Source organism: Quadrisphaera sp. DVD1 (assembly GCF_058932755.1).
The window spans coordinates 1-25,518 of the sequence record NZ_JBZYWI010000035.1; the positions used below are offsets into that span (position 1 = coordinate 1).

Sequence of the window (25,518 nt, forward strand, 5' to 3'; positions counted from 1 at the left end):
GGGCCCCCAGGCAGATCCCCAGCGCCGGGACGCCGTCCGCGGCCGCCCGGGCGAGCAGGCCCCGGGTGGCCGGCAGCCAGGGCGCGGCGTCGTCCTCCCACGCCGCCACCTGCCCGCCGAGGACGACCAGGCCGTCGTGCTCGGCCAGGTCGCCCGGCAGCGCCTCCCCGCGGTAGGGCCGGCGCAGGTCGACGTCGACGCCCGGCAGAGGGAGCCTCCCGAGCGGGCAGCCGTCCTCGTGCTGGACGACGAGGACCCTGCTCACCGGCGGAGCCATCGCGCGCTCACCGGGTCAGAGCACCGGCAGGTAGCGGCGCAGCTCGAAGGGGGTCACCTGCTCGCGGTACTGGCGCCACTCCACCCGCTTGTCGCGCAGCAGGTAGTCGAAGACGTGCTCGCCCAGGGCCTCGGCCACGAGCTCGGACTCCTCGAGGACCCCGAGGGCGCGGTCCAGGCTCGCCGGCAGCGGCTTGATGCCCATGACGCGGCGCTCGGCGTCGGTCATCCGCTCCACGTCGTCGTCCGCGGACTCGGGGAGCTCGTAGCCCTCCTCGATCCCCTTGAGGCCGGCGGTGAGGAGCACCGCGAACGCCAGGTAGGGGTTGGCCGCGGAGTCCAGGGCCCGGTACTCCACCCGCGCGGAGTTGCCCTTGCGCGGCTTGTACAGCGGCACCCGCACGAGCGCGGAGCGGTTGTTGTGGCCCCAGCAGACGTAGGAGGGGGCCTCGTCGCCGCCCCACAGCCGCTTGTAGGAGTTGACGAACTGGTTCGTCACCGCGGTGATCTCCGGGGCGTGGCGCAGGAGCCCGGCGATGAACTGGCGGCCGGTCTTCGACAGCTGGTAGTGCCCGGCCGGGTCGTGGAAGGCGTTGCGGTCGCCCTCGAACAGCGACATGTGGGTGTGCATCCCCGAGCCCGGCTGGCCGGCCAGGGGCTTGGGCATGAAGGTCGCGTAGATGCCCTGCTCGAGCGCGACCTCCTTGATGATCGTGCGGAAGGTCATGATGTTGTCGGCCGTGGACAGCGCGTCGGCGTAGCGCAGGTCGATCTCGTTCTGGCCGGGGCCGCCCTCGTGGTGGCTGAACTCCACCGAGATGCCCATCGACTCCAGCAGCGAGATCGCCCGGCGCCGGAAGTCCTGGCCGCCCCCGCGCGGGACGTGGTCGAAGAAGCCCCCGGAGTCCACCGGCACCGGCACGCCGGTGGCCGACGCGTCGTCCTTGAGCAGGTAGAACTCGATCTCGGGGTGCGTGTAGAAGGTGAAGCCCATGTCGGCCGCCTTGGCCAGGGCGCGCTTGAGCACCTGGCGGGAGTCGGCGGCGGCGGGCTGCCCCTCGGGCGTGAGGATGTCGCAGAACATCCGGGCGGTGCCCTGGCCGCTCTGGGCGTCCACCCGCCAGGGCAGCACCTGGTAGGTGGTCGGGTCCGGGCGCATGAGCATGTCCGCCTCGGAGACCCGGGTCAGGCCCTCCACGGCGCTGCCGTCGAAACCGATGCCCTCGGCGAAGGCGCCCTCGAGCTCCGCGGGGGCGACCGCCACCGACTTCAGCGACCCGATCACGTCCGTGAACCAGAGCCGGATGAAGCGGATGTCGCGCTCCTCCACCGAGCGGAGGACGAACTCCTGCTGCCTGTCCATGGCCGTCATCGTGCCAGTCCCCGGCGGGCGGTGAGGCCCGGCCACGACGACGATGGTGAGTCGTGACGCGCGAGCCCTCCGAGAACCCGGCACCACCAGCTCCCGGAGCGGACCCGCGCCGCTGGCGCGTGCTGTCCGTGTGCCTCGTCGCGGGCTTCATGAGCCTGCTCAACGTGAGCATCGTCAACGTGGCGCTGCCCTCGATCGAGGCGGGCGTGGGCGCCTCGGAGAGCCAGCTGCAGTGGGTGCTCACCGGGTACGCGCTGACCTTCGGGCTCGCCCTCGTCCCGGCCGGGCGCCTGGGCGACTCCTCCGGGCGCAAGCGCCTGTTCCTCGCCGGCCTGGCCCTGTTCCTCCTGGCCTCCCTGGCCTGCGGCCTGGCCACCGGCCCGGAGACGCTGATCCTCGCCCGGCTCGTGCAGGGCGTGGGGGCGGGCGTCCTCAACCCCCAGATCACCGCGATCATCCAGTCGCTGTTCACCGGGCCCGAGCGCGGCCGGGCGTTCGGGCTCTTCGGCGGCACGATCGGCCTGTCCACGGCGGCGGGGCCGCTGATCGGCGGGGGCATCCTCCAGCTCGTGCCCGGCGACGACGCCTGGCGCTGGGTCTTCCTCGTCAACATCCCGGTCGGGCTGGTGGCGATGGTCCTCGCGGTGCGGCTGCTGCGGCACGAGGCCTCCGGGCAGCACCAGCGCCTGGACTGGACGGGGTCGCTGCTGCTCGGCGTCGCCGTCCTCCTCGTGCTCCTGCCGCTGCAGGAGCGCAGCGTGCTCGGCACGCCCCTCGTGCTGGCCTGCCTGGTGCTGGCCCTCGTCGTGGGCGCGGGCTTCCTGGCCTGGGAGCGGCGCACCGCCGCGCGCGGGCGGACGCCGCTCGTGCGCCTCGGGCTGCTCCGCCAGGCGGCGTTCACCTCGGGCGCGGGGCTGGGCACCCTCTACTTCGCCGGCTTCACGGCGATCTTCTTCGTCCTCACGCTGTTCCTCCAGCAGGACCTCGGCTACACCCCGCTGCAGGCCGGGCTGACGACGACGCCGTTCGCCGTGGCCGGCGCGGTGAGCGCACCGCTGGCCGGCCGCAACGTCCACCGCTACGGCCGCCGGATGGTCGTCGCCGGGCTGGCCCTCGTGACCGCTGGCCTGCTCGCGTGCATCGCCGTCATCGAGCTGCTCGCACCCGCGGTGGGCGCCGGGTGGACCGGCCCGCTCCTGGCCCTGCCCCTGCTCGTGGCCGGCGCGGGCAGCGGGATGGTCGTCAGCCCCAACGTCACCCTCACCCTCGCGGGGGTCGAGCAGCGCGACGCCGGCAGCGCCAGCGGCGTGCTGCAGACCACCCAGCGGCTGGGCTCGGCGGCCGGCATCGCCGTGGTCGGGGCGGTCTTCTTCGCCCTCGACGGCAGCGGCTCGGGCCGCTCGGCGATCGGCGCCGCCCTGGGGGTCACGGCCCTGCTCATCGCGCTGGCCCTCGTGCCCGCCGTCCTCGACACCCGCCGCCAGCGCCGCGACGACACCGCGCGCGCGGCGCGGGAGGCCGACGAGGCCCGCGCCGGCGACGACGCGCCGCACACCCACCCCGACCACCGCGTCTCCATGGGCCACTGAGCCGACGGGCCGCCGAGCAGCACCGGCGCGGCTCACTAGGCTCGGCCCATGCCCCAGCTGCGCCTGGCCCTGGCCCAGGTGAACCCCACCGTCGGCGACCTGGCGGGCAACGCGCGCCTCGTCCGCGAGCGCGCCCGCGAGGCCGTGGCGGCCGGCGCGCACCTGCTCGCCCTGCCCGAGATGGTCCTCACCGGCTACCCGGTGGAGGACCTCGCGCTGCGGTCCTCCTTCGTCGAGGCCTCCCGCGACGCGCTGGCGGCCCTGGCCCGCGACCTCGCCGAGGACGGCGCCGGCGACCTGCCCGTCGTCGTCGGCTACCTCGACCGGGTGGTCGACGCCGCCACCCAGCTCGACACGAGCGACCTGCCCGAGGGCGAGGGCGAGCACGGCGGCACGGCGGTGCCCAAGGGGATGCCGCAGAACTGCGCGGCCGTGCTGCACGGGGGCGCGGTGGTGGCCCGCTACGCCAAGCACCACCTGCCCACCTACGGCGTCTTCGACGAGTTCCGCGTCTTCGTGCCCGGCCGCGACCTCGCCGTCGTGCGGGTGCGCGGCGTCGACGTGGCCCTGGCGATCTGCGAGGACCTCTGGCAGGACGGCGGCCCGGTCGCCAAGACCCGCGAGGCCGGCGCCGAGCTGCTCCTGGTGGTCAACGGCTCGCCCTACGAGCGCGACAAGGACGACACCCGCCTGGCCCTGGTGCGCCGCCGCGCGGCCGAGGCGGGCTGCCCGCTGGCCTACCTCAACACCGTCGGCGGCCAGGACGACCTCGTCTTCGACGGCGACTCCCTCGTGGTGGGCGCCGACGGCGAGGTCCTCGCCCGCGGGCCCCAGTTCGCCGAGGCGCTGCTCGTCGTCGACCTCGACCTGGCGCTGGACCCGAGCCACGACGAGCCCGCGGACGCCGTCCCCGGCGTCGTGCGCACCGTGCTCAGCACCGAGCCCGTGCCGGCCTACGACCCGCTGCCCGCGCCGGAGGCCGACCGCCTCGGCGAGGTCGAGGAGGTGTGGGCGGCGCTGGTCACGGGGCTGGGCGACTACGTGCGCAAGAACGGCTTCTCGCGGGTCGCGCTCGGCCTCTCCGGCGGCATCGACTCCGCCGTCGTGGCGGCCCTGGGCGTGGACGCGCTCGGGCCGCAGGGCGTGACCGGCGTCTCGCTGCCCAGCAGCTACTCCTCGGAGCACTCGCGCGACGACGCGGCCGACCTCGCGCAGCGCACCGGCCTGGACTACCGCGTGGTCCCGATCGCCCCGATGGTCGACGCGTTCACGGCTGGCCTGGCGGGCAGCGTCCAGCTCACCGGCGTGGCCGAGGAGAACCTCCAGGCCCGGGTGCGCGGGACGACCCTCATGGCGCTGAGCAACTCCGAGGGCCACCTGGTGCTCGCGACGTCCAACAAGAGCGAGCTGGCGGTGGGCTACTCCACCCTCTACGGCGACTCCGTGGGCGGCTACGCGCCGCTCAAGGACGTGCCGAAGATGCTCGTCTGGGAGCTCGCCCGCTGGCGCAACGCCGCCGCGGAGCAGCGCGGGCAGGTGCCGCCGATCCCGGAGGCCTCGATCACCAAGGCGCCGTCGGCGGAGCTGCGCCCGGGCCAGACCGACCAGGACAGCCTGCCCCCGTACGAGCTGCTCGACGACCTCCTCGAGCACTACGTGGTCGGCGCCCAGGGCCGGTCAGAGCTGCTCGCGGCGGGCTTCGACGCCACCACGGTCGACGAGGTGGTGCGCCTGGTGGACCGCGCGGAGTGGAAGCGCCGGCAGTTCGCCCCCGGCACCAAGATCAGCGCGATCGCGTTCGGGCGCGACCGCCGCCTGCCCATCACCACCCACTGGCGCGAGGAGCGGTCGCGTGGATGAGCCCCGGGCCAGCGAGCGGCCCGCCCAGCACCCGATCGGTGTGAGGCGCGTGCGCGTGCAGCACCTGCGCCAGATGAAGGACGCCGGCCGGCCGATCACCATGCTCACCGCCTACGACGCCCTCACCGCGGCGATCTTCGACGAGGCGGGCATCGACGTCCTGCTCGTCGGCGACTCCATGGGCGACAACCTCATGGGGTACGAGACGACGATCCCGGTGACCGTCGAGGACCTCCTCCCCCACGTGCGGGCGGTCACGGCGGGCGCCCGGCGGCCCCTCGTCGTCGCCGACCTGCCCTTCGGCAGCTACCACGTCTCCCCCGAGCAGGCGGTGGCCACCTCGGTCCGCTTCCTCAAGGAGGGCCTGGCCCACGCGGTGAAGTTCGAGGGCGGGGCCTCGGTGCTGCCCCAGGTGCGCGCCGTCGTCGCCGCCGGCATCCCTTTCATGGGCCACCTCGGCCTCACCCCGCAGGCCGAGCACGCCCTCGGCGGCAAGCGGGTGCAGGGGCGCGGGCAGGACGCCGGGGAGAAGCTGCTCGCCGACGCCCTCGCGCTGCAGGAGGCCGGCGCGTTCGCCGTCGTCCTGGAGGTCGTGCCTGCGCCGCTGGCCGAGCGCGTCAGCGCGGCCCTGGACATCCCCACCATCGGCATCGGCGCGGGCGCGGGCTGCGACGGGCAGGTGCTCGTCTGGCTCGACATGGCCGGCTTCACCAGCCCCGTCCCGCGCCTGGCGAAGGCCTACGCCGACCTGCGCACCGGGCTGCGCGACGCCGCCGCCGCCTACGCCGACGAGGTCCGCTCGCGCGCGTTCCCCGGACCGGAGCAGTCCCTGGCGCAGTGACGGGCCCTTGACGGGGCAGTGACGGGGCGGGGCCGCGGTGGGCTGCCCGACCAGCGGGGCCCTCGCTCCGAGGGCTAGCGTTCCGGGCATGGCAGACCTGACGATCGGCTACGCCGCCGCCCTGGAGCAGTTCGCCCCCGCGGAGGCCGTGCGGCTGACCGCGCTCGCCGAGGAGCACGGCTTCTCCGGCTGCATGGCGGCGGACCACTTCCAGCCCTGGGTGCCCGCCCAGGGCGAGGCGTCGTTCGTCTGGTCGGTGCTGGCCGCGGTCGGGGAGCGCACCCGCGGCGACTTCGGGCCCGGCGTGACCTGCCCGTCCTTCCGCTTCCACCCGGCGGTGGTGGCCCAGGCCGCGGCGACCCTGGCCGCGATGTACCCCGGCCGCTCCTGGCTCGGCGTGGGCGCCGGCGAGGCGCTGAACGAGCACTTCCTGGGCGGCTACTGGCCCGAGGCCGGCCAGCGCTCGGCGATGATGTTCGAGGCGGTCGACGTCATCAAGAAGCTCTTCACGGCGTCGCTGGCGGGCAAGGAGGCCAAGCACGCCGGGACGCACTTCCAGATGGAGTCCACCCGGCTGTGGACGATGCCGGAGCAGGCGCCCGAGGTGCTCGTGGCCACGGCCGGCCCGATCAACGCCAAGCGCACCGGCAAGCACGCCGACGGGATCATCACCGTCGGCGCACCGCTGGAGAAGATCGGCGGCCTGTTCGACCGGTTCGCCGAGGGCGCGCGCGAGGCCGGCAAGGACCCGGACGCCATGCCGAAGGTCCTCCAGCTGCACCTGGCCTGGGCGCCCACCCGCGAGGAGGCCCTCGCCGACGCGCTCGACCAGTGGCCCAACGGCGGGATGGCCTTCCCCAAGGCCGACATCCGCTCCCCGCACGACTTCGCGGCCATGGCCAAGCTCGTGCGCCCGGAGGACTTCGAGGGCCGGCTGCTGATCTCCGAGGACCCCGACGAGCACCGCGCCTACATCCAGCGCTTCGTCGACCTCGGCTTCGACCGGGTCTACCTGCACAACGTCGGGCGCGACCAGGAGCGGTGGATCGAGGTCTTCGGCCGCGACGTCCTGCCCAAGCTCGTGCGCTGAGCCGCTGGCTCGCTCCCCCGGGCGGGCTCACTCCTCCGCGCGGCGGCGGTCCTCCTCGTCCCAGGCCTCGGTGCGCGCACGGGCCGTCTCCAGCGCCTTCTGCGCCGCCTCCCGCGTGGGGTAGGGGCCCATGAGGTTCGCGGCAGGGGCCTTGTGGCCCTCGTCGACCTGCCCGGTGCTGACGTCGAACCAGAACGACGTCTCGTGATCGGTCACGGCTCCTCCTGCTGCTCGGCGACGGCCCGGCGGGCTCGCCGCGCCCTCCGGGTGATCTTCGCGCCGACGTAGGCTCCTCGCATGTCCGCTCCCTCCGGGACCCTGCTCGCCTCCCCCGCCAGCGCCGCGCCGATCGGTACCGTCCGCCCCGGCCTGGTGAGCCCCCGTCGCCCGGTGCCGGCGCACCTGCCGCGCCCGGAGTACGTCGACCGGCCCGCGCCCCGCCCGTTCACCGGCCCCGAGGTCAAGGACGCCGAGACGATCGAGCGGATGCGCGTGGTCTGCCGGGTCGCCGCTCAGGCGCTGGCGGAGGTGGGCCGCAGCGTCGCGCCCGGCGTCACCACCGACGAGCTGGACCGGGTGGCGCACGAGTTCCTCTGCGACGCGGGTGCCTACCCCTCCACGGTCGGCTACCGGGGCTTCCAGAAGGCGTGCTGCACGAGCGTCAACGAGGTGGTGTGCCACGGCATCCCCGACTCGACCGTGCTGGTCGAGGGCGACATCGTCAACGTCGACATCACCGGCTACATGGTCCTCGACGGCGTGGGCGTGCACGGCGACAACAACGCGACCTTCTGCGTCGGCGAGGTCGACGAGGAGTCCCGGCTGCTGGTCGAGCGCACCCGCACGGCGCTGGAGCGCGGCATCGCGGCGGTCAGGCCGGGGCGGGAGGTCAACGTCATCGGCCGGGTCGTCGAGAGCTACGTGCGCCGCTTCGGGTACGGCTCGGTGCACGACTTCACCGGGCACGGCATCGGGACGGCCTTCCACTCCGGGCTGGTCATCCCCCACTACGACTCCGCGCCGCAGCACTCCGAGGTGATCGAGCCCGGCATGACCTTCACCATCGAGCCGATGGTCACGCTCGGCACGATCGAGTGGGACATGTGGGACGACGGCTGGACCGTGGTCACCAAGGACCGCCGGCGCACGGCCCAGTTCGAGCACACGCTGCTCGTCACCGAGGACGGCGCCGAGGTGCTGACCCTCCCGTGACGCCGCTAGCGTGCCGGGCGTGAACGCGGACGCAGCAGCAGGCGGGCCCAGCTCGAGCACCGGCACCCACGGGGTGCTGGCCGTGGGGGTCGACATCGGCGGGTCGGGCATCAAGGGCGCCCCGGTCGACCTCGCGCTCGGGCAGTTCGCCGCCGAGCGCCTGCGCGAGCCCACCCCCCAGCCCTCCACCCCCGACGCCGTGGCGGAGGTGGTGCGCTCCCTCACCGCGACGATCATCGAGGGGCTGCCGGGCGGCTCCACCGACCTGCCGCTGGGCGTCACCTTCCCGGCGGTCATCCAGCACGGGGTGGCGCGCACCGCCGCGAACGTCGACGACGCCTGGATCGGCACCGACGTGGCCGCGCTGCTCGCCGCCGCGACCGGGCACGCGGTGCACGTCGTCAACGACGCCGACGCGGCCGGGGTCGCCGAGGCCCGCTACGGCGCCGCGAAGGACGTCCGCGGCGTCGTCCTCGTCGCCACGCTGGGCACCGGCATCGGCACAGCCCTGCTCGTGGACGGCGTCCTGGTGCCCAACACCGAGCTCGGCCACCTCGAGCTGGACGGCCACGACGCGGAGACCCGCGCCTCCGACGCCGCGCGCGAGCGCGACGACCTGTCGTTCAAGGACTGGGCCAAGCGCCTGCAGCGCTACTTCGGCGCACTGGAGGACCTCTTCTGGCCCGACCTCATCGTCGTCGGCGGCGGGGTCTCGAAGAAGCACGACAAGTACCTGCCGCTGCTCGACCTGCGCGCCCCCGTGGTGCCGGCGCAGCTGCTCAACTCCGCGGGCATCGTCGGCGCCGCGGTGCTGGCCGCCGAGCGGGGCGCCGCCGGGGCCTGACCGGACGCCGGTCGGGCGCTACTCGGAGGCCGGCGTCCCGGTCGCGGGCTGCTCGGTCAGCTCGGTGGTGGTCTCCGAGGAGGAGTCGTCGCCGGTCTCCGTGCCCGTCCCGGTGCCGGGGTCCGTGCCGGTCCCGGGGTCGGTGCCGGGGTCGGTGTCCGGATCGGGCGTGGTCGGGTCGGGGCTCTCGTCCGTCGTGGGCGGCGGGGTTGCCGCGGTGGTGCTCGGGGTCGGCACGGCCGGCTCCGACGGCGCCGGGGCGCCGGCGGACCGCGAGGGCTTCGGCGTCGGGGCGCTGGAGGGCCGGGAGGTCGTCGGCTCAGGCGCCTCGGTCGGTGAAGCGGTCGGCGCGGTGGCCGGAGGGGTCTCGGCAGGAGCGGCCGGCGCCGTCGGTGCGGCGCCGTCCGCGGCGGGGCTGACGAGGATCAGGGCGCCGGGGTGCCGCGCCGAGCCGTCGGCGGTCGCGGCGGGCGCCACCTGCAGCACGCGCGAGGCGGCCACGAGCGTCTGGCGCGGCGAGGGGACGGCGTCCGACGCGGTGGTCGAGGAGCCGGGGCCGGAGGGGTCCCCGAGCGAGGTGACGAGCGTCGCGGCGACGAGGAGGCCGGCGACGCCGAGGGCCACGCCCTCAGCGGGGTGGGCGAGGTGGAGCGGCCCGCGCCTGCTCCGCACCCGTCGTCCCACGAGTCGCTCCCCCTCCAGCGTCGAGGCGCCCAGCCGGTGCGCGGGCGCTGCGTCTCGAGCTCGCGATCCACGCTAGTGCGCGGCCCCGCCCCGCCACGGGACTTCGGGAGAACTGCCGTCCGTGTCGCACCGAGGAGCTCGTGGCCGGAGCCGGGCACCCCCTCGCGCCTCTCCCGGGGCGTGGCTAGCGTCGGGAGGACCGTCCCGACCCCGAGGAGACCCTCCGTGCGCAGTCCCACCACCCTGTCCGACCTGCCCGCTCGCGTGGCGACGGGCCTGTACGTCCTCAACTCCGGGCTCGGCAAGCGCGACGTTCCGCAGGAGGCCGCGCAGGGCCTGCACGGCTTCGCCGCGGCGGCCTACCCGTTCCTGGGCAGCGTCCCGCCGGCCCAGTTCGTCAAGAACCTCTCGCGCGCCGAGATCGCCCTCGGCGCGGCGCTGCTCGTGCCGCTGGTGCCCACGGGCCTCGCGGCCGGGGCGCTGGCCGGGTTCTCGGCCGGCCTCGTCGGGCTCTACCTGCGCGCCCCCGGGCTGCGCAGGCCCGGCTCGCTGGCCTGGACCGAGCAGGGCCAGGCCATCGCCAAGGACGTCTTCATGCTCGGCACGGCCGGCACGCTGCTCCTCGACGTCCTGCACCGCCGCCGCGAGGCGCGCTGACGCCGTCCGGGGGCTGCGCCGTCCGGGGGGCTGCACCGTCCCGGGGCGCGGCCCGCGGCAACCGGTCGTACCGTCGGGGAGTCCGCTCCTTCCGACCACCGCAGGAGGACGCATGAGCGCCATCGACAAGATGAAGAACGCCGCCCAGCAGGCCGAGGGCAAGGCGAAGACCGCCGTCGGCGAGCACACCGGCGACGAGCAGCTGCAGGCCGAGGGCACCAAGGACCAGGCCGCCGGTGACCTCAAGCAGCGCGGCGAGCACCTGAAGGACGCCTTCAAGGGCTGACCCGCCACCCAGCGTCACGCGGTCCACCGACGTACCCCCCCGGGGGTGCGTCGGTGGACCGCGCGCGTTAGACACACCCTCATGCGCTTCGTCTACAACTCCTTCGCCGGCCGCTTCTCCGACAGCCCCCGGGCGGTCTACGAGCGGCTGCTGGAACAGGGGTCGCGGCACGAGCACGTGTGGCTGGTCGACCCCGCCCACCAGCACGGCTTCCCCGCGGACGCCGCCACGGTCGAGCTCGGCAGCCCCGAGAGCATCGCGGCGCTGGAGTCCGCGGACGTCCACGTCGCCAACACCCACACCGAGCTGGAGTGGACCAAGGCCCCCGGGGCCCTGTACCTGCAGACCTGGCACGGCACCCCGCTGAAGAAGATCCACCACGACGTGCTGCCGATGTCCGCGCCGGGCGACCGCCTGGCCCGCCTGGACCGCGACGTCGCGCGCTGGGACGTGCTGCTCTCGCCCAACCGCGCCAGCACCGAGCGGCTGCGCCGCGCCTTCCGCTTCCCCGGTGAGGTCGTCGAGACCGGCTACCCGCGCAACGACCTCCTCCTGGCCCCCGACCGCGAGGAGCGGCGGGCCTCGGTGCGCTCGGCGCTGGGGATCGCCGACCACACCAGGGCCGTGCTCTACACGCCGACCTGGCGCGACGACGCCTACTACGCCGAGGGCGAGATCGAGCTGGCCCTCGACGTCGAGGCCTTCGTCGAGCGCATGGGCGCCGACTGGGTGCTGCTGCCCCGGCTGCACTACATGATGACCAGCCGGATGGCGCCGCTCGAGGGCCCGGGCGTGCGCGACGTCTCGTACTACCCCGACGTGCGCGACCTCTACCTCGCGGCCGACGTCATGATCACCGACTACTCCTCGACCATGTTCGACTTCGCCGTCACCGGCAAGCCGCTGGTCTTCTACGCCTACGACCTCGACGCCTACCGCGACTCCGTGCGCGGCCTGTACTTCGACTTCGTGCCCGACGCCCCGGGACCGGTCGTGCAGACCCCGGGCGAGGTCCTGGACGCGCTGACCGACCTGGACGGCGTCCGCACCCGCTACGCCGAGCGCTACACCGCGTTCCAGGACCTCTACTGCTCCCTGGAGGACGGGCGCGCGACCGACCGCGTGCTCGACCTCCTGCTGCGGGGCCGGTGAGGCGGTCCCGGTCAACCCCGGGCCGCTGCGTGCCGATGGCCGCGGGGGCGCCCTGACCGTGTCCCCGGCTGCGGGCAGTCCTATGTCGGCCCGAGCGAGGACCACGTGCTCGCCCAGGCCGCCTGAGGCACCGCGCCGGGCGCTGCGCCACGATGTCCCGACGGCTCCACGACCCGAGAGCAGGGAGAGCGGTGCAGGGACCACGGCGGACGGCGGTGTCGGTGCTGGCCCTGCTCTACGCCGTCTCCGGCGCCCTGTGCCTCGTGGGCGCGGCGCGACCGCTCGACGAGGGCACCCCGGTCGGGCTGCTGTGGGCGCTGGGCTGCACCGGCGTCGTCGCGGCCGCGGGCCTGCGGCTGGCCGGCGAGCGCGGCGCGGCGGCCACCGTGCACACCGGGCTCGGGGCGCTGTCCGTCCTCGTGGCCCTCGTGGCGGCCCGGTCGGCGACGGCGGTGGGCGTCGTGGGCCTGGGGCCGGTCGTGATCGCCCTGTCCCTCTACGCCGCGCACTTCCTGCCCCCGGCCGCGCGCCGGGCCCACGTGGCCGTGCTCGTGGTGGTCACCAGCGCCGGGGTCGCGCTCAGCGTGCCGGCCGGCGTCCTCGTCCCCTGGGCGGTCGTCGTCGTGACGGCGGTGTGCGTCAGCGAGGTCGAGGGGCGCCTGGTGCGACGGCTGCACGCGGCGGCCTCGACCGACCCGCTCACCGGGCTGGCCAACCGCCGCGCCTGGGAGGAGCAGACCGGCTCCCTCCTCAGGAGGGCGCACGCGAGCGGGCAGCCGCTGACGCTGGTCGTGCTCGACCTCGACGGCTTCAAGGCGGTGAACGACACCCACGGCCACGCCGCCGGCGACGCGCTCCTGCGCGAGCTCGCCGCCAGCTGGACGCCGCTCCTGCGGGGCTCGGACGTGCTGGCGCGCCTCGGCGGCGACGAGTTCGCCCTCACCCTGCCGGCCACCGACGCGGAGGAGGCGCAGGCGCTGCTGGCGCGCCTCGCCGACTGCCACGCGACGGCGTGGTGCGCCGGCGCGGCGACCTCCTCGGGCACCGAGGCCCTGTCCGAGCTGCTCGCGCGCGCCGATGCCGGCCTCTACGCCCACAAGCGGTCGCGGCGGCGGGGCGCCGGAGCGCTGCCCGAGGAGGCGGCGCCCGCGCCGAGCTGATCCTGAGGACCCGGCGCTCGTGGGCGCGGGTGGTGCGGACGAGTGAGCCTGTACGCCGGGTCCTGTCCCCGTGGCTGGTCACCCGGCCACGGGTGGCGGCCATCCATCTCGGGACGCCGTTGCCGACGCCCTCCAGCGGCCTACCCGGGAGCTCGGGCGGGCAGCCCTCGAACGCTCCCTGTCTGGCCTTGCTCCGGGTGGGGTTTGCCGAGCCACCCCCGTCACCGGGGGTGCTGGTGGTCTCTTGCACCACCGTTTCACCCTTGCCGCGCGCCGAGGCGCGTGGCGGTCTGTTCTCTGTGGCACTTTCCCGCGAGTCACCCCGGGTGGGTGTTACCCACCACCCTGCCCTGCGGAGCCCGGACGTTCCTCGGCAGCACCCCGGTTCCCCGGAGCGCTGACGCGACCGCCCAGCTCACTCGTCCGCAGCCCCAGCCTAGTGGCTCGTGGGCACCGCTGGCAGCGCACCGGACTCGCCACCCAGCGTCACCGGATGCCGCTGCGTGAGCAGCCCTGGCACGTCCACCCAGCGCGTCCGGTGGCAGAAGAGGACCCCAGCCCTAGCGTGCGGCCATGGAGATCATCCCCGTCGTCCTCGGCGTCGCGGCGATCCTCGTGGGCGGTGCCGGTCTGCTCGGCCTGCTCGGCGGGTCGCGGGTCACGCTGTACAAGAACCACGGACGGACCGCACCGGAGCGCCAGCACCGCGCGATGCAGCGGGTGGGCGGCGCCCTGATCGTCGTCGTCGGGGTCTTCGCCCTGGTGCAGGGCCTCAGCGGCTGACGTGGCGGCCCCGCGCCACGGGGCCTGTGGACAGCGCCAGCGGTGGGTCGCTCCGGCGCTCTAGAGTCGTACACGTGTTCGAGACGTGCGAGGACGCCGCCGGGCGGCTCCCCCTGGACCCCTGCCTGGCGGGGGTGGACGACGAGTCGGCGCTCGCGCTGGCCGGGATGGCGCCGGGCGCCGCGCTCTGGACGGCGCTGAGCGCCCTGCGCCCGCTGACCGGCCTCGACGACGGCACGACCTCGGACGCCGTCCTCGTCGAGGCGGTGGCGGCGGCGGAGCGCCTCGCGGCGGGCGCCGCAGCCCTCGGCGCACGTGCCCTGGCGGCGCTGGACGCGCGGTGGCGCGCCGAGGCCGGTGCGCTCGCGGTGGACGACCCCGTGGCCGCCGCCCAGGGCCGCACGCGCCCGTGGACCGACACCGAGGTCGGCGCCCGGCTGCGCCTCACGCCGTCGGAGGCCTCGGCGCTCGTGTGGCGGGCCGGCCAGCTCACCGGCCCCCGCGCGGCCGTGCTGGCGGCCCTCGACGACGGTCTGCTGGACGCCGCCCGCGCCGCCGTGATCGTCGACCGGCTCGCCGCCGTGCCCGACGCGGTGGCCGCGGCGGCCCAGGAGCAGGTGCTGCCCACGGCGGGCCGGACGACGGTGGCGACCCTGCGGCGGCGCCTCGAGGCGGCCATCATCGCGGCCGACCCCGCGAGCGCCGAGGAGCGCGCCGAGGCCCGTCGCGCCGAGCGCAGCGTCCACCGGTGGGCCGAGCCGGAGGCCACGGCCTGCACGCAGGTCCGCGGGCCGGCCGACCAGGTCGAGACCATCTTCCAGGCCATCGACGCCCGAGCCCGCAGCCTGCGCCGAGCCGCCGGCGAGACCGGCCCGGACGACGGCACGACCCTCGCGGCCTGGCGCTTCGACGCGCTGCACCAGATCGCCGTCGACGTGCTGGAGGGCGCCCACGGCCCCGTCGCGCGCACGGCCGCCTCCCGCCCGGTGGTGCACGTGACCGTGCCCGCGACCACGCTGCTCAGCCTCGACGACGCCCCCGGCGTCCTGCGGGGGCACGGCTCGATCCCGGCCGCGACGGCCCGCAGGATCGCCCAGGACGCCACCTGGCGCCGGATCCTCACCGACCCCACCACGGGGGTGGCGGTGGGCACCGAGGAGCAGCGCTACCGCCCCTCGCCGCTGCTGGCCGAGCTGGTCGCCCACCGGCACGCCGCCTGCGCCGCACCCGGCTGCGGGCAGCCCGCCTGGCGCGGCGACGCCGACCACCTCCTCCCCTGGCCGCAGGGGCCGACGAGCGCGAGCAACCTCCACCCGCTGTGCCGGTACCACCACCTCATGAAGCACTCGGCCCGAGGGATGACGGCCGCAGCGAGCGCGGACGCGCCGGGCGCGACGACCTGGACGACCCGCACCGGGCACACCTACGAGCGCGCTCCCGACGTCCTCGACCCTCCACCCGTCGGGCCACCTGCCGAGCCGTCCGCCGAGCCGCTCGTCGGGCCAGCCGGCCTGGCCGCCTAGAGTCCTCGCCCGTGCTCCTGCTCCTCCCCCCGTCCGAGCGGAAGCGCGCCGCGACCACCGGCTCCCCGCTGGACCTCTCGGCCCTGTCCTGCCCCGAGCTCACCGGCGCCCGCGCCCAGGTGCTCACGGCGCTGGAGGAGGTGAGCTCCGCCTCCACGGCCGCTGAGGTGCTCGGCACGGGCGCGTCCCTGGCGGGCGAGGTCGAGCGCAACAGCCGCTGGCGCACCGAGCCCGCCCTCCCCGTGGCGCAGCTGTACTCCGGCGTCCTCTACGACGCCCTCGACCTGCCGGGCCTCCCGCCCGACGCCGCAGCGCGGGCCGCCACCGAGGTGCTCGTCACCTCCGCCGCCTACGGGCTGCTGCGCCCGAGCGACGCCGTGCCCGCCTACCGGCTCTCGATGGGCACCGACCTGCCCGGCACCGGGCCGCTCCCGGCGTTCTGGCGCCAGCACCTGCCGGCCGTGCTCGACGCGCTCGCCGCCGAGCCCGGGCAGGTCGTCGTCGACGCCCGGTCCTCCACCTACGCCGCGGCCTGGCGGCCGCCGCGCGGCCTCGCCGAGCGGGTCGTGGCGCTGCGGGTGCTGCGCGAGCGCGACGGGCGGCGCAGCGTCGTCTCCCACATGGCCAAGCACACCCGCGGGCAGGTCGCCCGCCACCTGCTCGTGCGCCCCGGGCCCGTGCCCGCGGACGCCGTGGCGCTGGCCGCCGCGGTCGCGGAGGCCTTCCCCGCCGAGCTGGTGCCTGCCGCGCCGGGGCGCGCCCGCACCCTCGACGTCGTCGTCCGCGACTGACCCGGCAGGGGCAGGGACGAGCGCGTGCGCTGGCTGCTGGCCGCCGCCGGAGCGGCCGTCGTCCTCACCGGCGTCCTGCCGGCCGAGGCCGCCGCCGCGCTGCTGGCGCGGACGTGGGAGGTGCTGGTCTTCCTCGTGGCGGTCACGGCGCTGGCCGGGCTGGCGGGGTCGGCCGGGGTGTTCGAGGTGGCCGCGGGGTGGGCCGCCCGCCGCGGCGGCGGGCGCACCTGGCGCCTGTGGCTGCTCGTCGTCGTCCTGGCCACCGCCTCCACCGCGGTGCTGTCCCTGGACACCACGGCCGTCCTGCTCACCCCCGTGGTGCTCGCCGTCGCCCGGCGCACCGGCGCCCCCGCCGAGCTGCTGGCGCTGACCTGCGTGTGGCTCGCGAACACCGCCTCGCTGTGGCTGCCGGTCTCCAACCTCACGAACCTGCTCGCCGCCGAGGAGCTGCCGGGCGGCACCCTCGCCGTCGCCGGGCTCACGTGGGCCCCGGCGCTGGCGGCGACGGCGGCGACGGCGGCCCTGCTCGCCCTGCTCTTCCGCCGCGACCTGCGCAGCGGCTACGAGCTGCCGCCGCCGGTGGAGGTGGACGACCCCGTCCTCCTGCGCGCGGCCACCGCCACGGTGCTGGTCGTCCTGCCCGCCCTGGCCGCGGGCCTGCCCCCGTGGGCGGTCGCCGCGGCCGGTGCCGCCGTCCTCGCCGCGCTGACGGCCTGGCGGCGCCCCGGGGCGCTGCGGTGGTCCCTCGTGCCGCTGCCGCTCGCGGCCGGCGTCGCGGGCCTGTTCCTGCTCGTCGCGGCGCTCGGCGAGCACGGGCTCACCGCGCTGCTGACCGACCTCGCCGGGCCGAGCGAGCCCGCGATCGCGGGCGAGTCGCTGCGCCTGGCGGCCACCGCGGCGCTGGCCGCCAACGCCGTCAACAACCTCCCCGCCTACCTGGCGCTGCAGCCCGCCCTCGCGGGGGCTCCGCCCGCGTCGGTCGTGGCGGTGCTCGTCGGCGTGGACGTCGGCCCGGTCATCGCGCCGTGGGCCTCGCTCGCCACGCTGCTGTGGGCGGCGCGCTGCCGCGAGGCCGGCGTCCCGGTGCGGTGGGGGCGGTTCGTCGCGCGCGGCGCGCTGCTGGCCCCGGTGGCGGTGCTGGCCTCGGTGCTCGCGCTCGCCGCGACCTCGTGACCCCTCTCAGGACTGGCGCCAGGGCAGCCCGACGACCTTCCACCCGGCGACGTCGCGGTGGCCGCCGGGGCCCACCGGGCCCTCGAAGCCGTCGAGGACGTTGACGGCGCGGGCGTACCCGGCCGCGGCGGCCGTCTCCGCGGCGTCCACGGAGCGGTGCGCCGAGCGGCACAGGAACGCCACCGGGGCGTCGGCGGGCACGCCCGCGGCGGCGAGCTGGTCGACGAAGGCCTCGTTGGGCCGCCCGTCGAGCGAGACCCACTCCAGGGGCAGGACGCGCTTGCCCAGCGCGCTGAGGTCGGGCACGCCCACCAGCGCCCACTCCGCCCGGGTGCGCACGTCGACGAGGACGGCGTCCGGGTCGGCGGCCAGCAGCTCCCAGGCCTGCTGCGGGGTGAGGTCGCCGGCGCGGCTCACGAGCGCCGGCTCGCCGCCGCCCGCGCGACCTCCGCGCCGGGCAGGACGACGGCCTGGGCCACCACCACGCGCGTGCCGTCGAAGGTGGCCGCCGGGTCGCCGTGCAGGACGTACCCCTCGGCGAGGGCCTCGCTGACCCGCTCGCAGAACGCGCGGTCGTCGGTGCCGGTCAGGAGCCGGTAGCGCAGGCGGGTCTCGTCCACGGGGGCCTCGCGGGTCTCGGGGGTCTTGGGGCTCTCGGTGTTCTCGGTGTTCTCGGCGGGTGCGTCGAACAGGGCGTCGTCGGCGGCGAGCAGCGCGTCGGCGGCGCTCTCCAGGGCCTGCTCCGCGGTGGTGCGCCGCTCCCAGGTGCGGCCCTTCGCCGCGGCGTCCATCGCCTCGTTGGCCAGCCGGTCGGCGTGGCCGTTGCGGGCGCGCGGCACCCAGGAGTACCGCACCTGGCCGGCGGGCAGGACGTCGCGGGCCTGGCGGGCCAGGCGGCGCATGTCCTCGTGCTTGATCTGCCAGCGGCCGGACATCTGCTCCACGACGAGGCGGGAGTCCATCCGCACCTCCACCTGGGCGTCCGGGTCGATCTCCGCCGCCGCCTGCAGGCCCGCGAGCAGGCCCGAGTACTCCGCGACGTTGTTGGTCGCCCTGCCGATGGAGGCAGCGGCCTCGGCGAGCACCACGCCGGTCTCGGCGTCGCGCACGAGGGCGCCGTAGCCGGCCGGTCCGGGGTTGCCGCGCGAGCCGCCGTCGGCCTCGACCACGAGCTGGCGCCCGCTGCGGCCGGGGGGCGGGGCCATCAGTGCACCTCCCCCTGCGCCTGCGGCGTCCGCACGAGGATGCGGCCGCACTCCTCGCAGCGCACCACGGCCTCCGGGGGCGCCGCGCGCACCCGGCCCAGCTCGACCGGCGTCAGCTGCAGCCGGCAGCCGCCGCAGCGCTCGCCGACGAGCGGCGCGGCGCCCAGGCCGCCCTCGGCCGCGCGCACCTTGTCGTAGAGGGTGAGCAGGGCGGGGTCGAGCCCGAGGACCGAGCCCGCGCGCACCGCCTGCACCGAGCGGCCCTCGGCGTCGATCTCCGCCAGCGCGGCGTCGCGGCGCGCGACGATCCCGGCCCGCTCGGCGTCCAGGGCCGCGGCCTCGGCCTCCAGCGCGGTGACCGCAGCCTGCGCCTCCTCCTGGCGCTCCATCACCTCCAGCTCGAGGTCCTCGAGGTCGCTCTGGCGCCGGGCGAGGGCCTCGGAGTCCTTCTGCAGCGCCTGCAGGTCCTTCGCACTGCCCTCGCCCCCGGCGAGGCGGGCGGCGTTGCGCTGCGCGCGGGCGCGCACGAGCTCGACCTCGGCGTCGGCGCGGGCCGCCTCGCGGGCGACGTCCCCGGCGACCATCTGGGCGGCGACGAGCCGGTCGCGCAGCGAGGCCGCGCGGGCCTCGAGCTCGGCCAGGGCCGCGTGCTCGGGCAGCGTGCGGCGGCGGTGCAGCAGCTGGGCGAGCCGGGTGTCCAGGTTCTGGACCTCCAGCAGCCGGAGCTGGTCGGCGACGGGTGCGGTGGGAGGAGTCACCGGGTGGTCCCTTCGGTGCTGGGGACGTGGAACGTCCACGGGTCGGTGCGGCGTGCGCTGACGGCGGTGCTCACGCGCAGCCCGCGCTCGGCCAGGGTCGAGGTGAGGCGCTCGGCGGCGCCGTGCAGCCAGGGCCACTCGCTGGCCCAGTGCGCGACGTCGACGAGGAAGGGCGGGCCGTCGCCGGCGAGCTCGCGGGCGTCGGACGCCGGGTGGTGGCGCAGGTCGGCGGTGACGAGGACGTCGGCGCCGCTGGCCCGCGCGGCGCCGAGCAGGCTGTCGCCCGCGCCGCCGGAGACCGCGATCCGCGAGACCGGGGCGTCGGGGTCGCCGGCGACCCGGACGCCGCCCGCCGTCGCCGGCAGCGCCGCGGCCACGACCTCGGCGAACGCGCGCAGCGCCATGGGGCGCTCCAGGGAGCCGACCCGGCCCAGGCCGCGCGGGCTCGACCAGGGAGCCATCTCCAGGACGTCGAACGCCGGCTCCTCGTAGGGGTGGGCCGAGCGCAGCGCGGCGAGCACCGCCTCCCGGCGGTGCCGCGGGGCGACGACCTCCACGCGCGCCTCGGCGACGTCCTCGCGGCGGCCCGGCTCGCCGATCGCGGGCCGCGCGCCGGCGCCGGGCACGAACGTGCCGGTGCCGGTCGAGGTCCAGGCCACGCGCTCGTAGGCGCCGACCGAGCCCGCGCCGGCGGCAGCGAGCGCGTCGGTGACGGCCTCGGCGTGCGGGAGCGGGACGAAGACCACGACCTTGTCGAGCGGCTCGACCGGGGCGGCCGAGAGCGGCACGAGGTCGGTCAGCCCGAGGACGCGGGCCAGGGCGTCGGAGACGCCGGGGCGGGCGGAGTCGGCGTTGGTGTGCGCGGCGTACAGGGCGCAGCCGGCGCGGACGAGGTCGTGGACGACGCGCCCCTTCGGCGTGGTCGCGGCGACCGAGGAGACCCCGCGCAGCAGCAGCGGGTGGTGGACGAGCAGCAGGTCGGCGCCGGAGGCCACGGCCTCCTCGACCACGGTGGAGACCGGGTCGACGGCGAGCAGGACGCGCTCGACCACGGCGTCGGGGTCACCGACCACGAGCCCGACGGCGTCCCAGCCCTCCGCCCACCGGGGCGGGTAGAGCTCCTCCAGCACGGCGACGACCTCGGCCACCGTCGGCGCCCTGGAGGTCGCTGTCTCACGGCTGGTCACGCCAGCCACGCTACCGGGGTGGCGGAGGGGGCTGGTGCGCGCTCGGTGGGCCCGGCCGGGTTCGAACCGACGACGTCCGCGGTGTAAGCGCGGTGCTCTACCAGCTGAGCTACAGGCCCGGGCGAGCGCCACGGCCGCCGGGGTGCACCCAGCGGCGGCCGTGGCGAGAGGTCACTGTGGCCCACGGTCGCCCGCCGTGGGGCCTGCTCGGGCGCATCCGCCGCTCGCGCGGGCTCAGCGGCTGCGGCGCCCGCTGAGGAGCCGGGTGGCCGTCCAGTCCGACGACGGCTTGATGGTGCTCGTCGCGTGCAGGCCGGCGGTGGGCGCGGCCTCCTCCACGTCGGAGGGCGGCACGTGGCCGGGTCGTCCGGCCTTCGGCGTCAGGAGCCACACGACGCCGTCCTCGGCGAGGGTGGTGAGGGCGTCGACCAGGGCGTCGACCAGGTCGCCGTCGCCCTCGCGCCACCAGAGCAGGACGACGTCGACGACCTCCTGGTCCTCCTCGTCCAGCATCGGCGCGCCGGTGAGGGCCTCGACGGCCTCCCGGAGGTCGTGGTCGACGTCGTCGTCGTAGCCCAGCTCCTGCACCGCCTGGCCGGCGCGCACGCCGAGCCGGCTCGCCGCGCTGTCCGCCGCGGGCCCCGCGGTCGCGCTCACCCTGGTCCTCCTGGTCGCTCGAGTCCTGTCCGCGCGTGACCACGAGTCACGCCCCCGTGCCGCAGCGCGGGTGGCGACGGTACCGCGACCGCGCCCGGAACGGGACTCCGCCACGAGGGGTGCTGTGCGCACCACCCGTGCGGAGCCCGTCGGACGACCCTCGCGCGTACCCTGCCGGGATGGGCCGAGTGACCTCCCGCACGCCCGTCGTCCGCCTGGACCTCTCGGCGCAGACCGGCTCCGGCCGGGTCGTGCGCCGCCCGGACACCCTCGCCGCCGAGGAGCCGATGGAGGTGCGCGTCGGCGGCGAGCCCGTCGTGGTGACGATGCGGACGCCGGGTGACGACCTCGACCTGGCGATCGGCTTCCTCCTCACCGAGGGCCTCATCGCCTCGGCGGACGACGTGCTCACCGCCATGCACTGCACCGACCTCGGCGAGGACGGCCAGCCGACTTTCAACGTCGTCGAGGTCGCGCTGCGCCCGGGCGTCCCCGCGCCGGACCTGGAGGGCCGGCGGACCTTCGGCATGACCTCCGCGTGCGGCGTGTGCGGCTCGGCGAGCATCGACGCCGTCCGCCGCCGCTCCGCCTTCGACGTCACCGGTGACGACGTGCGGGTGGACGCCGCCCTGCTGCTCTCCCTGCCCGAGCGGCTGCGCAGCGCCCAGAAGGTCTTCGACCGCACCGGCGGCCTGCACGCCGCGGGGCTGTTCACCGCCGCCGGCGAGCTGCTGGCCCTGGCCGAGGACGTCGGCCGGCACAACGCCGTCGACAAGGTGCTCGGCCGGGCGGCGCGCGACCTCGGCTGGCCGCTGCGCCGCACGGTGCTGCAGGTCAGCGGGCGCGCCTCGTTCGAGCTGGCGCAGAAGGCCTGGTCGGCCGGCGTCCCGGTGCTCTCGGCCGTCTCCGCGCCGTCGTCGCTGGCCGTCGAGCTGTGCGCCGAGGCGGGGCTCACCCTCGCCGGCTTCGTGCGCGACCCCCGGATGAACCTCTACACCCACCCCGAGCGCGTCGTCGTGGCCGAGGCGGGCGCTGCGCCGCCCGCCCCGCCGGCCCCGGGCCTCGCTCAGCCCGCCAGGTAGGACAGCCGCACCGTCCGCACCGCGTTGTCGACGTTGGTGTCCACCAGGCACACCGACTGCCAGGTGCCCAGGGCCAGCTCGCCGCCGACCACCGGCAGCGTCGTCGACGGCGGCACCAGCGCCGGCAGCACGTGGTCGCGCCCGTGCCCGGGGCTGCCGTGGCGGTGGCGCCAGCCCCCGCCGCCCGGCCCGCGACGGGGCAGCAGCTCGGCCAGGGCGGCGAGCAGGTCGTCGTCCGAGCCCGCGCCGGTCTCGAGGACCGCGACCCCTGCCGTGGCGTGCGGCACGAAGACGTTGAGCAGCCCGTCCCCGGCGCCGACCTCGCGCAGGAAGTCCGCGCAGCGGCTGGTCAGGTCCACCACGCGCTCGACATCACCGGTCCGGACCTGCAGCTCCAGGGTGCGCACCGGCACAGGCTAGGCGCGGACCGCGGGGTCGTGGTGACGCCGGCGCCGGCCACGGGGCAGGATGGGGCCGTCCCGGCACGGGCCGCCGACGACCCCACCCGGGCCGCCGCAGCCCCCGAGGCCCCTGCGGCGCCATCCGCCGCGGGGACGGCACGACCTGAGGAAGGCCTGACGTGGCAGGACGCGACGACGCGCACACCGGAGGCGGCGCCACCGGACCGCTGCACCTCCCCGACGCCGACCCGGGCGAGACCGGCGAGTGGCTGGAGTCGGTCGACGGCCTCCTCGACGAGCGGGGGCCCGAGCGCGCGTCGTACGTGCTGCGCAGCGCCCTGGCCCACGCGCGCGAGCGCGAGGCCCCGGTGCCGGGCCTGCTCTCCACCGACTACGTCAACACGATCCCGCCGGAGGAGGAGCCCGACTTCCCCGGCGACGAGGAGGTCGAGCGCCGCTACCGCGCCTGGAACCGGTGGAACGCCGCGGTCATGGTGCACCGCGCGCAGCGCCCCGGGATCGGCGTCGGCGGCCACATCTCCACCTACGCCTCCTCGGCGACGCTGTACGAGGTGGGCCTGAACCACTTCTTCCGCGGGCCCGAGCACCCCGGCGGCGGCGACCACGTCTTCTTCCAGGGCCACGCCTCCCCCGGCATGTACGCCCGCGGGTTCCTCGAGGGCCGCCTGTCCGCCGACCAGCTCGACGGCTTCCGCCAGGAGCTCTCGCACCCGGGCGGCGGCCTGCCCTCCTACCCGCACCCGCGGCTGATGAAGGGCTTCTGGGAGTTCCCCACGGTCTCCATGGGCATCGGCCCGGCGAACGCGATCTACCAGGCCCAGTTCGACCGGTACCTGCACGGGCGCGGCATCAAGGACACCTCCGACCAGCACACCTGGGCGTTCCTCGGCGACGGCGAGATGGACGAGCCGGAGAGCCGCGGCCTGCTGCAGCTGGCCGGCTACGAGGGCCTCGACAACCTCACGTTCGTCGTCAACTGCAACCTGCAGCGCCTCGACGGCCCGGTCCGCGGCAACCACAAGATCATCCAGGAGCTGGAGTCGTTCTTCCTCGGCGCCGGCTGGAACGTCATCAAGGTCGTCTGGGGCCGCGACTGGGACCCGCTGCTGGCCGCTGACACCGGGGGCGACCTGGTGCGCCTGATGAACGAGACCAAGGACGGCGACTACCAGACCTTCAAGACCGAGGACGGCGCCTACGTCCGCGAGCACTTCTTCGGCAAGCACGACGCCACCCGCGCGCTGGCCGAGCACCTCAGCGACGACGAGGTGTGGAACCTGAAGCGCGGCGGGCACGACTACCGCAAGGTCTACGCCGCCTACGCGCGCTCGATGGAGCGCAACGGCAAGCCCACCGTCGTCCTCGCCAAGACCATCAAGGGCTACGGCCTCGGGCCGCACTTCGCCGGGCGCAACGCGACCCACCAGATGAAGAAGATGACGCTGGAGGACCTCAAGCTCTTCCGCGACAGCCTGCGCATCCCGGTCACCGACGCCCAGCTCGAGGCCGACCCCTACGCCCCGCCGTACTTCCACCCGGGCGAGGACGCCGAGGAGGTGCGCTACCTGCAGGAGCGCCGCCGCGCGCTCGGCGGGTACGTGCCCAGCCGCCGCACCGCCGGCAAGGCCCTGTCGCTGCCGGGCGAGAGCGCCTACACCTCGGTCAAGCGCGGCTCCGGCAAGCAGCAGATCGCCACCACGATGGCGTTCGTCCGCCTGCTCAAGGACCTCATGCGCGACAAGGAGTTCGGGCCCCGCGTGGTCCCGATCATCCCGGACGAGGCCCGCACGTTCGGGATGGACTCGTTCTTCCCGACCGCCAAGATCTACAACCCGATGGGGCAGCAGTACGTCTCCGTCGACCGCGAGCTGATGCTGGCGTACAAGGAGTCCACGAGCGGCCAGATCCTGCACCTGGGGATCAACGAGGCCGGCTCGGTGGCGGCCTTCACCGCCGCGGGCACGTCCTACGCCACGCACGGCGAGCCGATGCTGCCGGTCTACATCTTCTACTCGATGTTCGGCTTCCAGCGCACCGGCGACCAGCTGTGGGCGGCGGCGGACCAGATGGCCCGCGGCTTCCTGCTGGGGGCCACGGCCGGGCGCACCACGCTGACCGGCGAGGGCCTGCAGCACGGCGACGGCCACTCGCTGCTCCTGGCGGCGACCAACCCGGCCGTCGTGGCCTACGACCCGGCCTACGCCTACGAGATCGCGCACATCGTCCAGGACGGCCTGGAGCGCATGCACGGCGCGGAGAGCCGCGAGGAGCACCCGCGCCGCGACCCGAACGTCTTCTACTACCTCACGGTCTACAACGAGCCGATGGTGCAGCCGGCCGAGCCGGAGGGCGTCGACGTCGAGGGCATCCTCGGCGGCATCCACCGGATCTCCCCGGCGCAGGGCGGGGAGCCGCAGGTGCGGCTGCTGGCCTCGGGCGTGGGCGTGCCGTGGGCGCTGGAGGCGCAGCAGCTGCTGGCCGACGACTTCGGCGTCCGGGCCGACGTCTTCAGCGTGACGTCGTGGAACGAGCTGCGCCGCGACGGGCTCGACTGCGACGCGCACTCCTTCGACCACCCCGAGGAGGAGGCGCCGGTGCCGTTCGTCGCGCGCCAGCTCGGCGACTCCGACGCCCCGGTGGTCGCGGTCAGCGACTGGATGCGGGCGGTGCCGGACCAGATCCGGCAGTACGTGCCGCAGGAGTTCGTCTCCCTCGGCACCGACGGGTTCGGGCTCTCCGACACCCGGCCCGCCGCGCGCCGGCACTTCCACGTCGACGGGCCGAGCGTCGCCTACCAGGCGCTGCGCACCCTGGCCCGCCGGGGCGAGGTGGACGCCGGCCTGCCGGCGAAGGCGTACGCCCAGTACCGCCTCGACGACGTGACCGCCGGCACCACCGGCAACGCGGGCGGCGA

26 protein-coding genes, 1 tRNA gene, 1 other RNA gene and 1 pseudogene are annotated in these 25,518 nt (G+C 75.9%); 16 read left to right on the forward strand and 13 right to left on the reverse strand.

Annotated features, from left to right (window positions below; all coding sequences use genetic code 11):
- Both AC5FZL_RS06095 and glnA read right to left on the reverse strand, forming a co-directional pair.
- A partial coding sequence (locus AC5FZL_RS06095) for a type 1 glutamine amidotransferase family protein (protein WP_493617676.1) occupies positions 1-265 on the reverse strand: 265 nt, incomplete at its 3' end.
- 27 nt (positions 266-292) lie between these two features.
- Positions 293-1,639, reverse strand: a complete 1,347-nt coding sequence (glnA, locus tag AC5FZL_RS06100; protein WP_493617677.1) for a type I glutamate--ammonia ligase — start codon at positions 1,637-1,639, stop codon at positions 293-295.
- Positions 1,640-1,701: 62 nt separating this feature from the next.
- Between glnA and AC5FZL_RS06105 the strand changes: the two genes are divergently transcribed.
- From AC5FZL_RS06105 to AC5FZL_RS06120, 4 genes are all read left to right on the forward strand, one after another.
- Positions 1,702-3,237, forward strand: a complete 1,536-nt coding sequence (locus AC5FZL_RS06105) for an MFS transporter (RefSeq protein ID WP_493617678.1) — start codon at positions 1,702-1,704, stop codon at positions 3,235-3,237.
- A gap of 48 nt (positions 3,238-3,285) precedes the next feature.
- Positions 3,286-5,097 carry an NAD+ synthase gene (locus AC5FZL_RS06110; RefSeq protein ID WP_493617679.1) on the forward strand — a complete coding sequence of 604 codons (1,812 nt, stop codon included), beginning with the start codon at positions 3,286-3,288 and terminating at the stop codon, positions 5,095-5,097.
- A complete protein-coding gene (gene panB, locus AC5FZL_RS06115) occupies positions 5,090-5,938 on the forward strand; it encodes a 3-methyl-2-oxobutanoate hydroxymethyltransferase (RefSeq protein ID WP_493617680.1) in 849 nt (282 codons plus the stop codon). The genes AC5FZL_RS06110 and panB overlap by 8 nt, the downstream gene beginning before the upstream one ends.
- Before the next feature lie 88 nt (positions 5,939-6,026).
- A complete protein-coding gene (locus AC5FZL_RS06120) occupies positions 6,027-7,028 on the forward strand; it encodes a TIGR03557 family F420-dependent LLM class oxidoreductase (protein WP_493617681.1) in 1,002 nt (333 codons plus the stop codon).
- Positions 7,029-7,055: 27 nt separating this feature from the next.
- Here the strand turns inward: AC5FZL_RS06120 and AC5FZL_RS06125 are convergent, their stop codons facing one another.
- Complete coding sequence (locus AC5FZL_RS06125; protein ID WP_493617682.1) at positions 7,056-7,244, reverse strand: SPOR domain-containing protein; 189 nt, start codon at positions 7,242-7,244, stop codon at positions 7,056-7,058.
- Between the two features lie 81 nt (positions 7,245-7,325).
- Between AC5FZL_RS06125 and map the strand changes: the two genes are divergently transcribed.
- Positions 7,326-8,240, forward strand: a complete 915-nt coding sequence (gene map, locus AC5FZL_RS06130; RefSeq protein ID WP_493617683.1) for a type I methionyl aminopeptidase — start codon at positions 7,326-7,328, stop codon at positions 8,238-8,240.
- 19 nt (positions 8,241-8,259) lie between these two features.
- On the forward strand, positions 8,260-9,084 hold the full coding sequence (gene ppgK, locus AC5FZL_RS06135) for a polyphosphate--glucose phosphotransferase (protein ID WP_493617684.1): 825 nt from the start codon (positions 8,260-8,262) through the stop codon (positions 9,082-9,084).
- An 18-nt stretch (positions 9,085-9,102) separates the two neighbouring features.
- Here the strand turns inward: ppgK and AC5FZL_RS06140 are convergent, their stop codons facing one another.
- The gene (locus AC5FZL_RS06140; RefSeq protein ID WP_493617685.1) at positions 9,103-9,708 is read right to left on the reverse strand and encodes a hypothetical protein; all 606 of its coding nucleotides are present in this window, start codon (positions 9,706-9,708) and stop codon (positions 9,103-9,105) included.
- Positions 9,709-9,993: 285 nt separating this feature from the next.
- Between AC5FZL_RS06140 and AC5FZL_RS06145 the strand changes: the two genes are divergently transcribed.
- The 4 genes from AC5FZL_RS06145 (at position 9,994) to AC5FZL_RS06160 (ending at position 13,023) form a co-directional block, all read left to right on the forward strand.
- Positions 9,994-10,425: a hypothetical protein gene (locus AC5FZL_RS06145; protein WP_493617686.1), complete on the forward strand. Its 432-nt coding sequence runs from the start codon at positions 9,994-9,996 to the stop codon at positions 10,423-10,425.
- A gap of 112 nt (positions 10,426-10,537) precedes the next feature.
- Complete coding sequence (locus tag AC5FZL_RS06150) at positions 10,538-10,711, forward strand: CsbD family protein (RefSeq protein ID WP_493617687.1); 174 nt, start codon at positions 10,538-10,540, stop codon at positions 10,709-10,711.
- A gap of 81 nt (positions 10,712-10,792) precedes the next feature.
- Positions 10,793-11,863, forward strand: a complete 1,071-nt coding sequence (locus tag AC5FZL_RS06155) for a CDP-glycerol glycerophosphotransferase family protein (protein ID WP_493617688.1) — start codon at positions 10,793-10,795, stop codon at positions 11,861-11,863.
- Positions 11,864-12,054: 191 nt separating this feature from the next.
- Entirely contained in the window at positions 12,055-13,023 is a 969-nt protein-coding gene (locus AC5FZL_RS06160; protein ID WP_493617689.1) for a GGDEF domain-containing protein, read from the forward strand.
- A gap of 35 nt (positions 13,024-13,058) precedes the next feature.
- On the opposite strand, the gene rnpB is transcribed toward AC5FZL_RS06160, so the two are convergent.
- An RNA gene (gene rnpB / locus AC5FZL_RS06165) (RNase P RNA component class A) lies at positions 13,059-13,445 on the reverse strand.
- Positions 13,446-13,596: 151 nt separating this feature from the next.
- On the opposite strand from rnpB, the gene AC5FZL_RS06170 reads away from it, so the two are divergent.
- The 4 genes from AC5FZL_RS06170 (at position 13,597) to AC5FZL_RS06185 (ending at position 17,293) form a co-directional block, all read left to right on the forward strand.
- Entirely contained in the window at positions 13,597-13,806 is a 210-nt protein-coding gene (locus AC5FZL_RS06170; protein WP_493617690.1) for a hypothetical protein, read from the forward strand.
- Positions 13,807-13,880: 74 nt separating this feature from the next.
- Complete coding sequence (locus AC5FZL_RS06175) at positions 13,881-15,329, forward strand: HNH endonuclease signature motif containing protein (RefSeq protein WP_493617691.1); 1,449 nt, start codon at positions 13,881-13,883, stop codon at positions 15,327-15,329.
- 11 nt (positions 15,330-15,340) lie between these two features.
- On the forward strand, positions 15,341-16,120 hold the full coding sequence (locus tag AC5FZL_RS06180) for a YaaA family protein (RefSeq protein WP_493617692.1): 780 nt from the start codon (positions 15,341-15,343) through the stop codon (positions 16,118-16,120).
- A 24-nt stretch (positions 16,121-16,144) separates the two neighbouring features.
- Positions 16,145-17,293, forward strand: a complete 1,149-nt coding sequence (locus AC5FZL_RS06185) for an ArsB/NhaD family transporter (RefSeq protein WP_493617693.1) — start codon at positions 16,145-16,147, stop codon at positions 17,291-17,293.
- A 6-nt stretch (positions 17,294-17,299) separates the two neighbouring features.
- Here AC5FZL_RS06185 and AC5FZL_RS06190 read toward each other — a convergent pair whose 3' ends face one another.
- The 7 genes and pseudogenes from AC5FZL_RS06190 to AC5FZL_RS06220 all read right to left on the reverse strand — a co-directional run bounded on the left by AC5FZL_RS06190 (position 17,300) and on the right by AC5FZL_RS06220 (position 21,100).
- A complete protein-coding gene (locus AC5FZL_RS06190) occupies positions 17,300-17,710 on the reverse strand; it encodes a rhodanese-like domain-containing protein (protein ID WP_493617694.1) in 411 nt (136 codons plus the stop codon).
- Positions 17,707-17,913 carry a DUF1737 domain-containing protein gene (locus tag AC5FZL_RS06195; protein WP_493617701.1) on the reverse strand — a complete coding sequence of 69 codons (207 nt, stop codon included), beginning with the start codon at positions 17,911-17,913 and terminating at the stop codon, positions 17,707-17,709. Before AC5FZL_RS06195 ends, AC5FZL_RS06190 begins: the two co-directional genes overlap by 4 nt.
- Before the next feature lie 123 nt (positions 17,914-18,036).
- Positions 18,037-18,498: pseudogene (locus AC5FZL_RS06200) on the reverse strand (reverse transcriptase-like protein); the annotation flags it as partial.
- Positions 18,498-19,256, reverse strand: a complete 759-nt coding sequence (locus tag AC5FZL_RS06205) for a zinc ribbon domain-containing protein (protein ID WP_493617695.1) — start codon at positions 19,254-19,256, stop codon at positions 18,498-18,500. The pseudogene AC5FZL_RS06200 and the gene AC5FZL_RS06205, both read right to left, overlap by 1 nt.
- On the reverse strand, positions 19,253-20,443 hold the full coding sequence (locus AC5FZL_RS06210) for a Nif3-like dinuclear metal center hexameric protein (protein WP_493617696.1): 1,191 nt from the start codon (positions 20,441-20,443) through the stop codon (positions 19,253-19,255). The genes AC5FZL_RS06205 and AC5FZL_RS06210 overlap by 4 nt, the downstream gene beginning before the upstream one ends.
- A 46-nt stretch (positions 20,444-20,489) precedes the next feature.
- Positions 20,490-20,562, reverse strand: a tRNA-Val gene (locus AC5FZL_RS06215).
- 115 nt (positions 20,563-20,677) lie between these two features.
- A complete protein-coding gene (locus tag AC5FZL_RS06220; protein ID WP_493617697.1) occupies positions 20,678-21,100 on the reverse strand; it encodes a DUF3052 domain-containing protein in 423 nt (140 codons plus the stop codon).
- 179 nt (positions 21,101-21,279) lie between these two features.
- Between AC5FZL_RS06220 and fdhD the strand changes: the two genes are divergently transcribed.
- Complete coding sequence (fdhD, locus tag AC5FZL_RS06225) at positions 21,280-22,182, forward strand: formate dehydrogenase accessory sulfurtransferase FdhD (protein WP_493617698.1); 903 nt, start codon at positions 21,280-21,282, stop codon at positions 22,180-22,182.
- Here fdhD and AC5FZL_RS06230 read toward each other — a convergent pair.
- On the reverse strand, positions 22,167-22,589 hold the full coding sequence (locus AC5FZL_RS06230) for a YjbQ family protein (protein WP_493617699.1): 423 nt from the start codon (positions 22,587-22,589) through the stop codon (positions 22,167-22,169). The two genes, fdhD and AC5FZL_RS06230, sit on opposite strands and share 16 nt — an antisense overlap.
- 173 nt (positions 22,590-22,762) lie before the next feature.
- Between AC5FZL_RS06230 and aceE the strand changes: the two genes are divergently transcribed.
- Positions 22,763-25,518, forward strand: a 2,756-nt coding sequence (aceE, locus tag AC5FZL_RS06235; protein ID WP_493617700.1) for a pyruvate dehydrogenase (acetyl-transferring), homodimeric type, incomplete at its 3' end; no start/stop codon positions are given.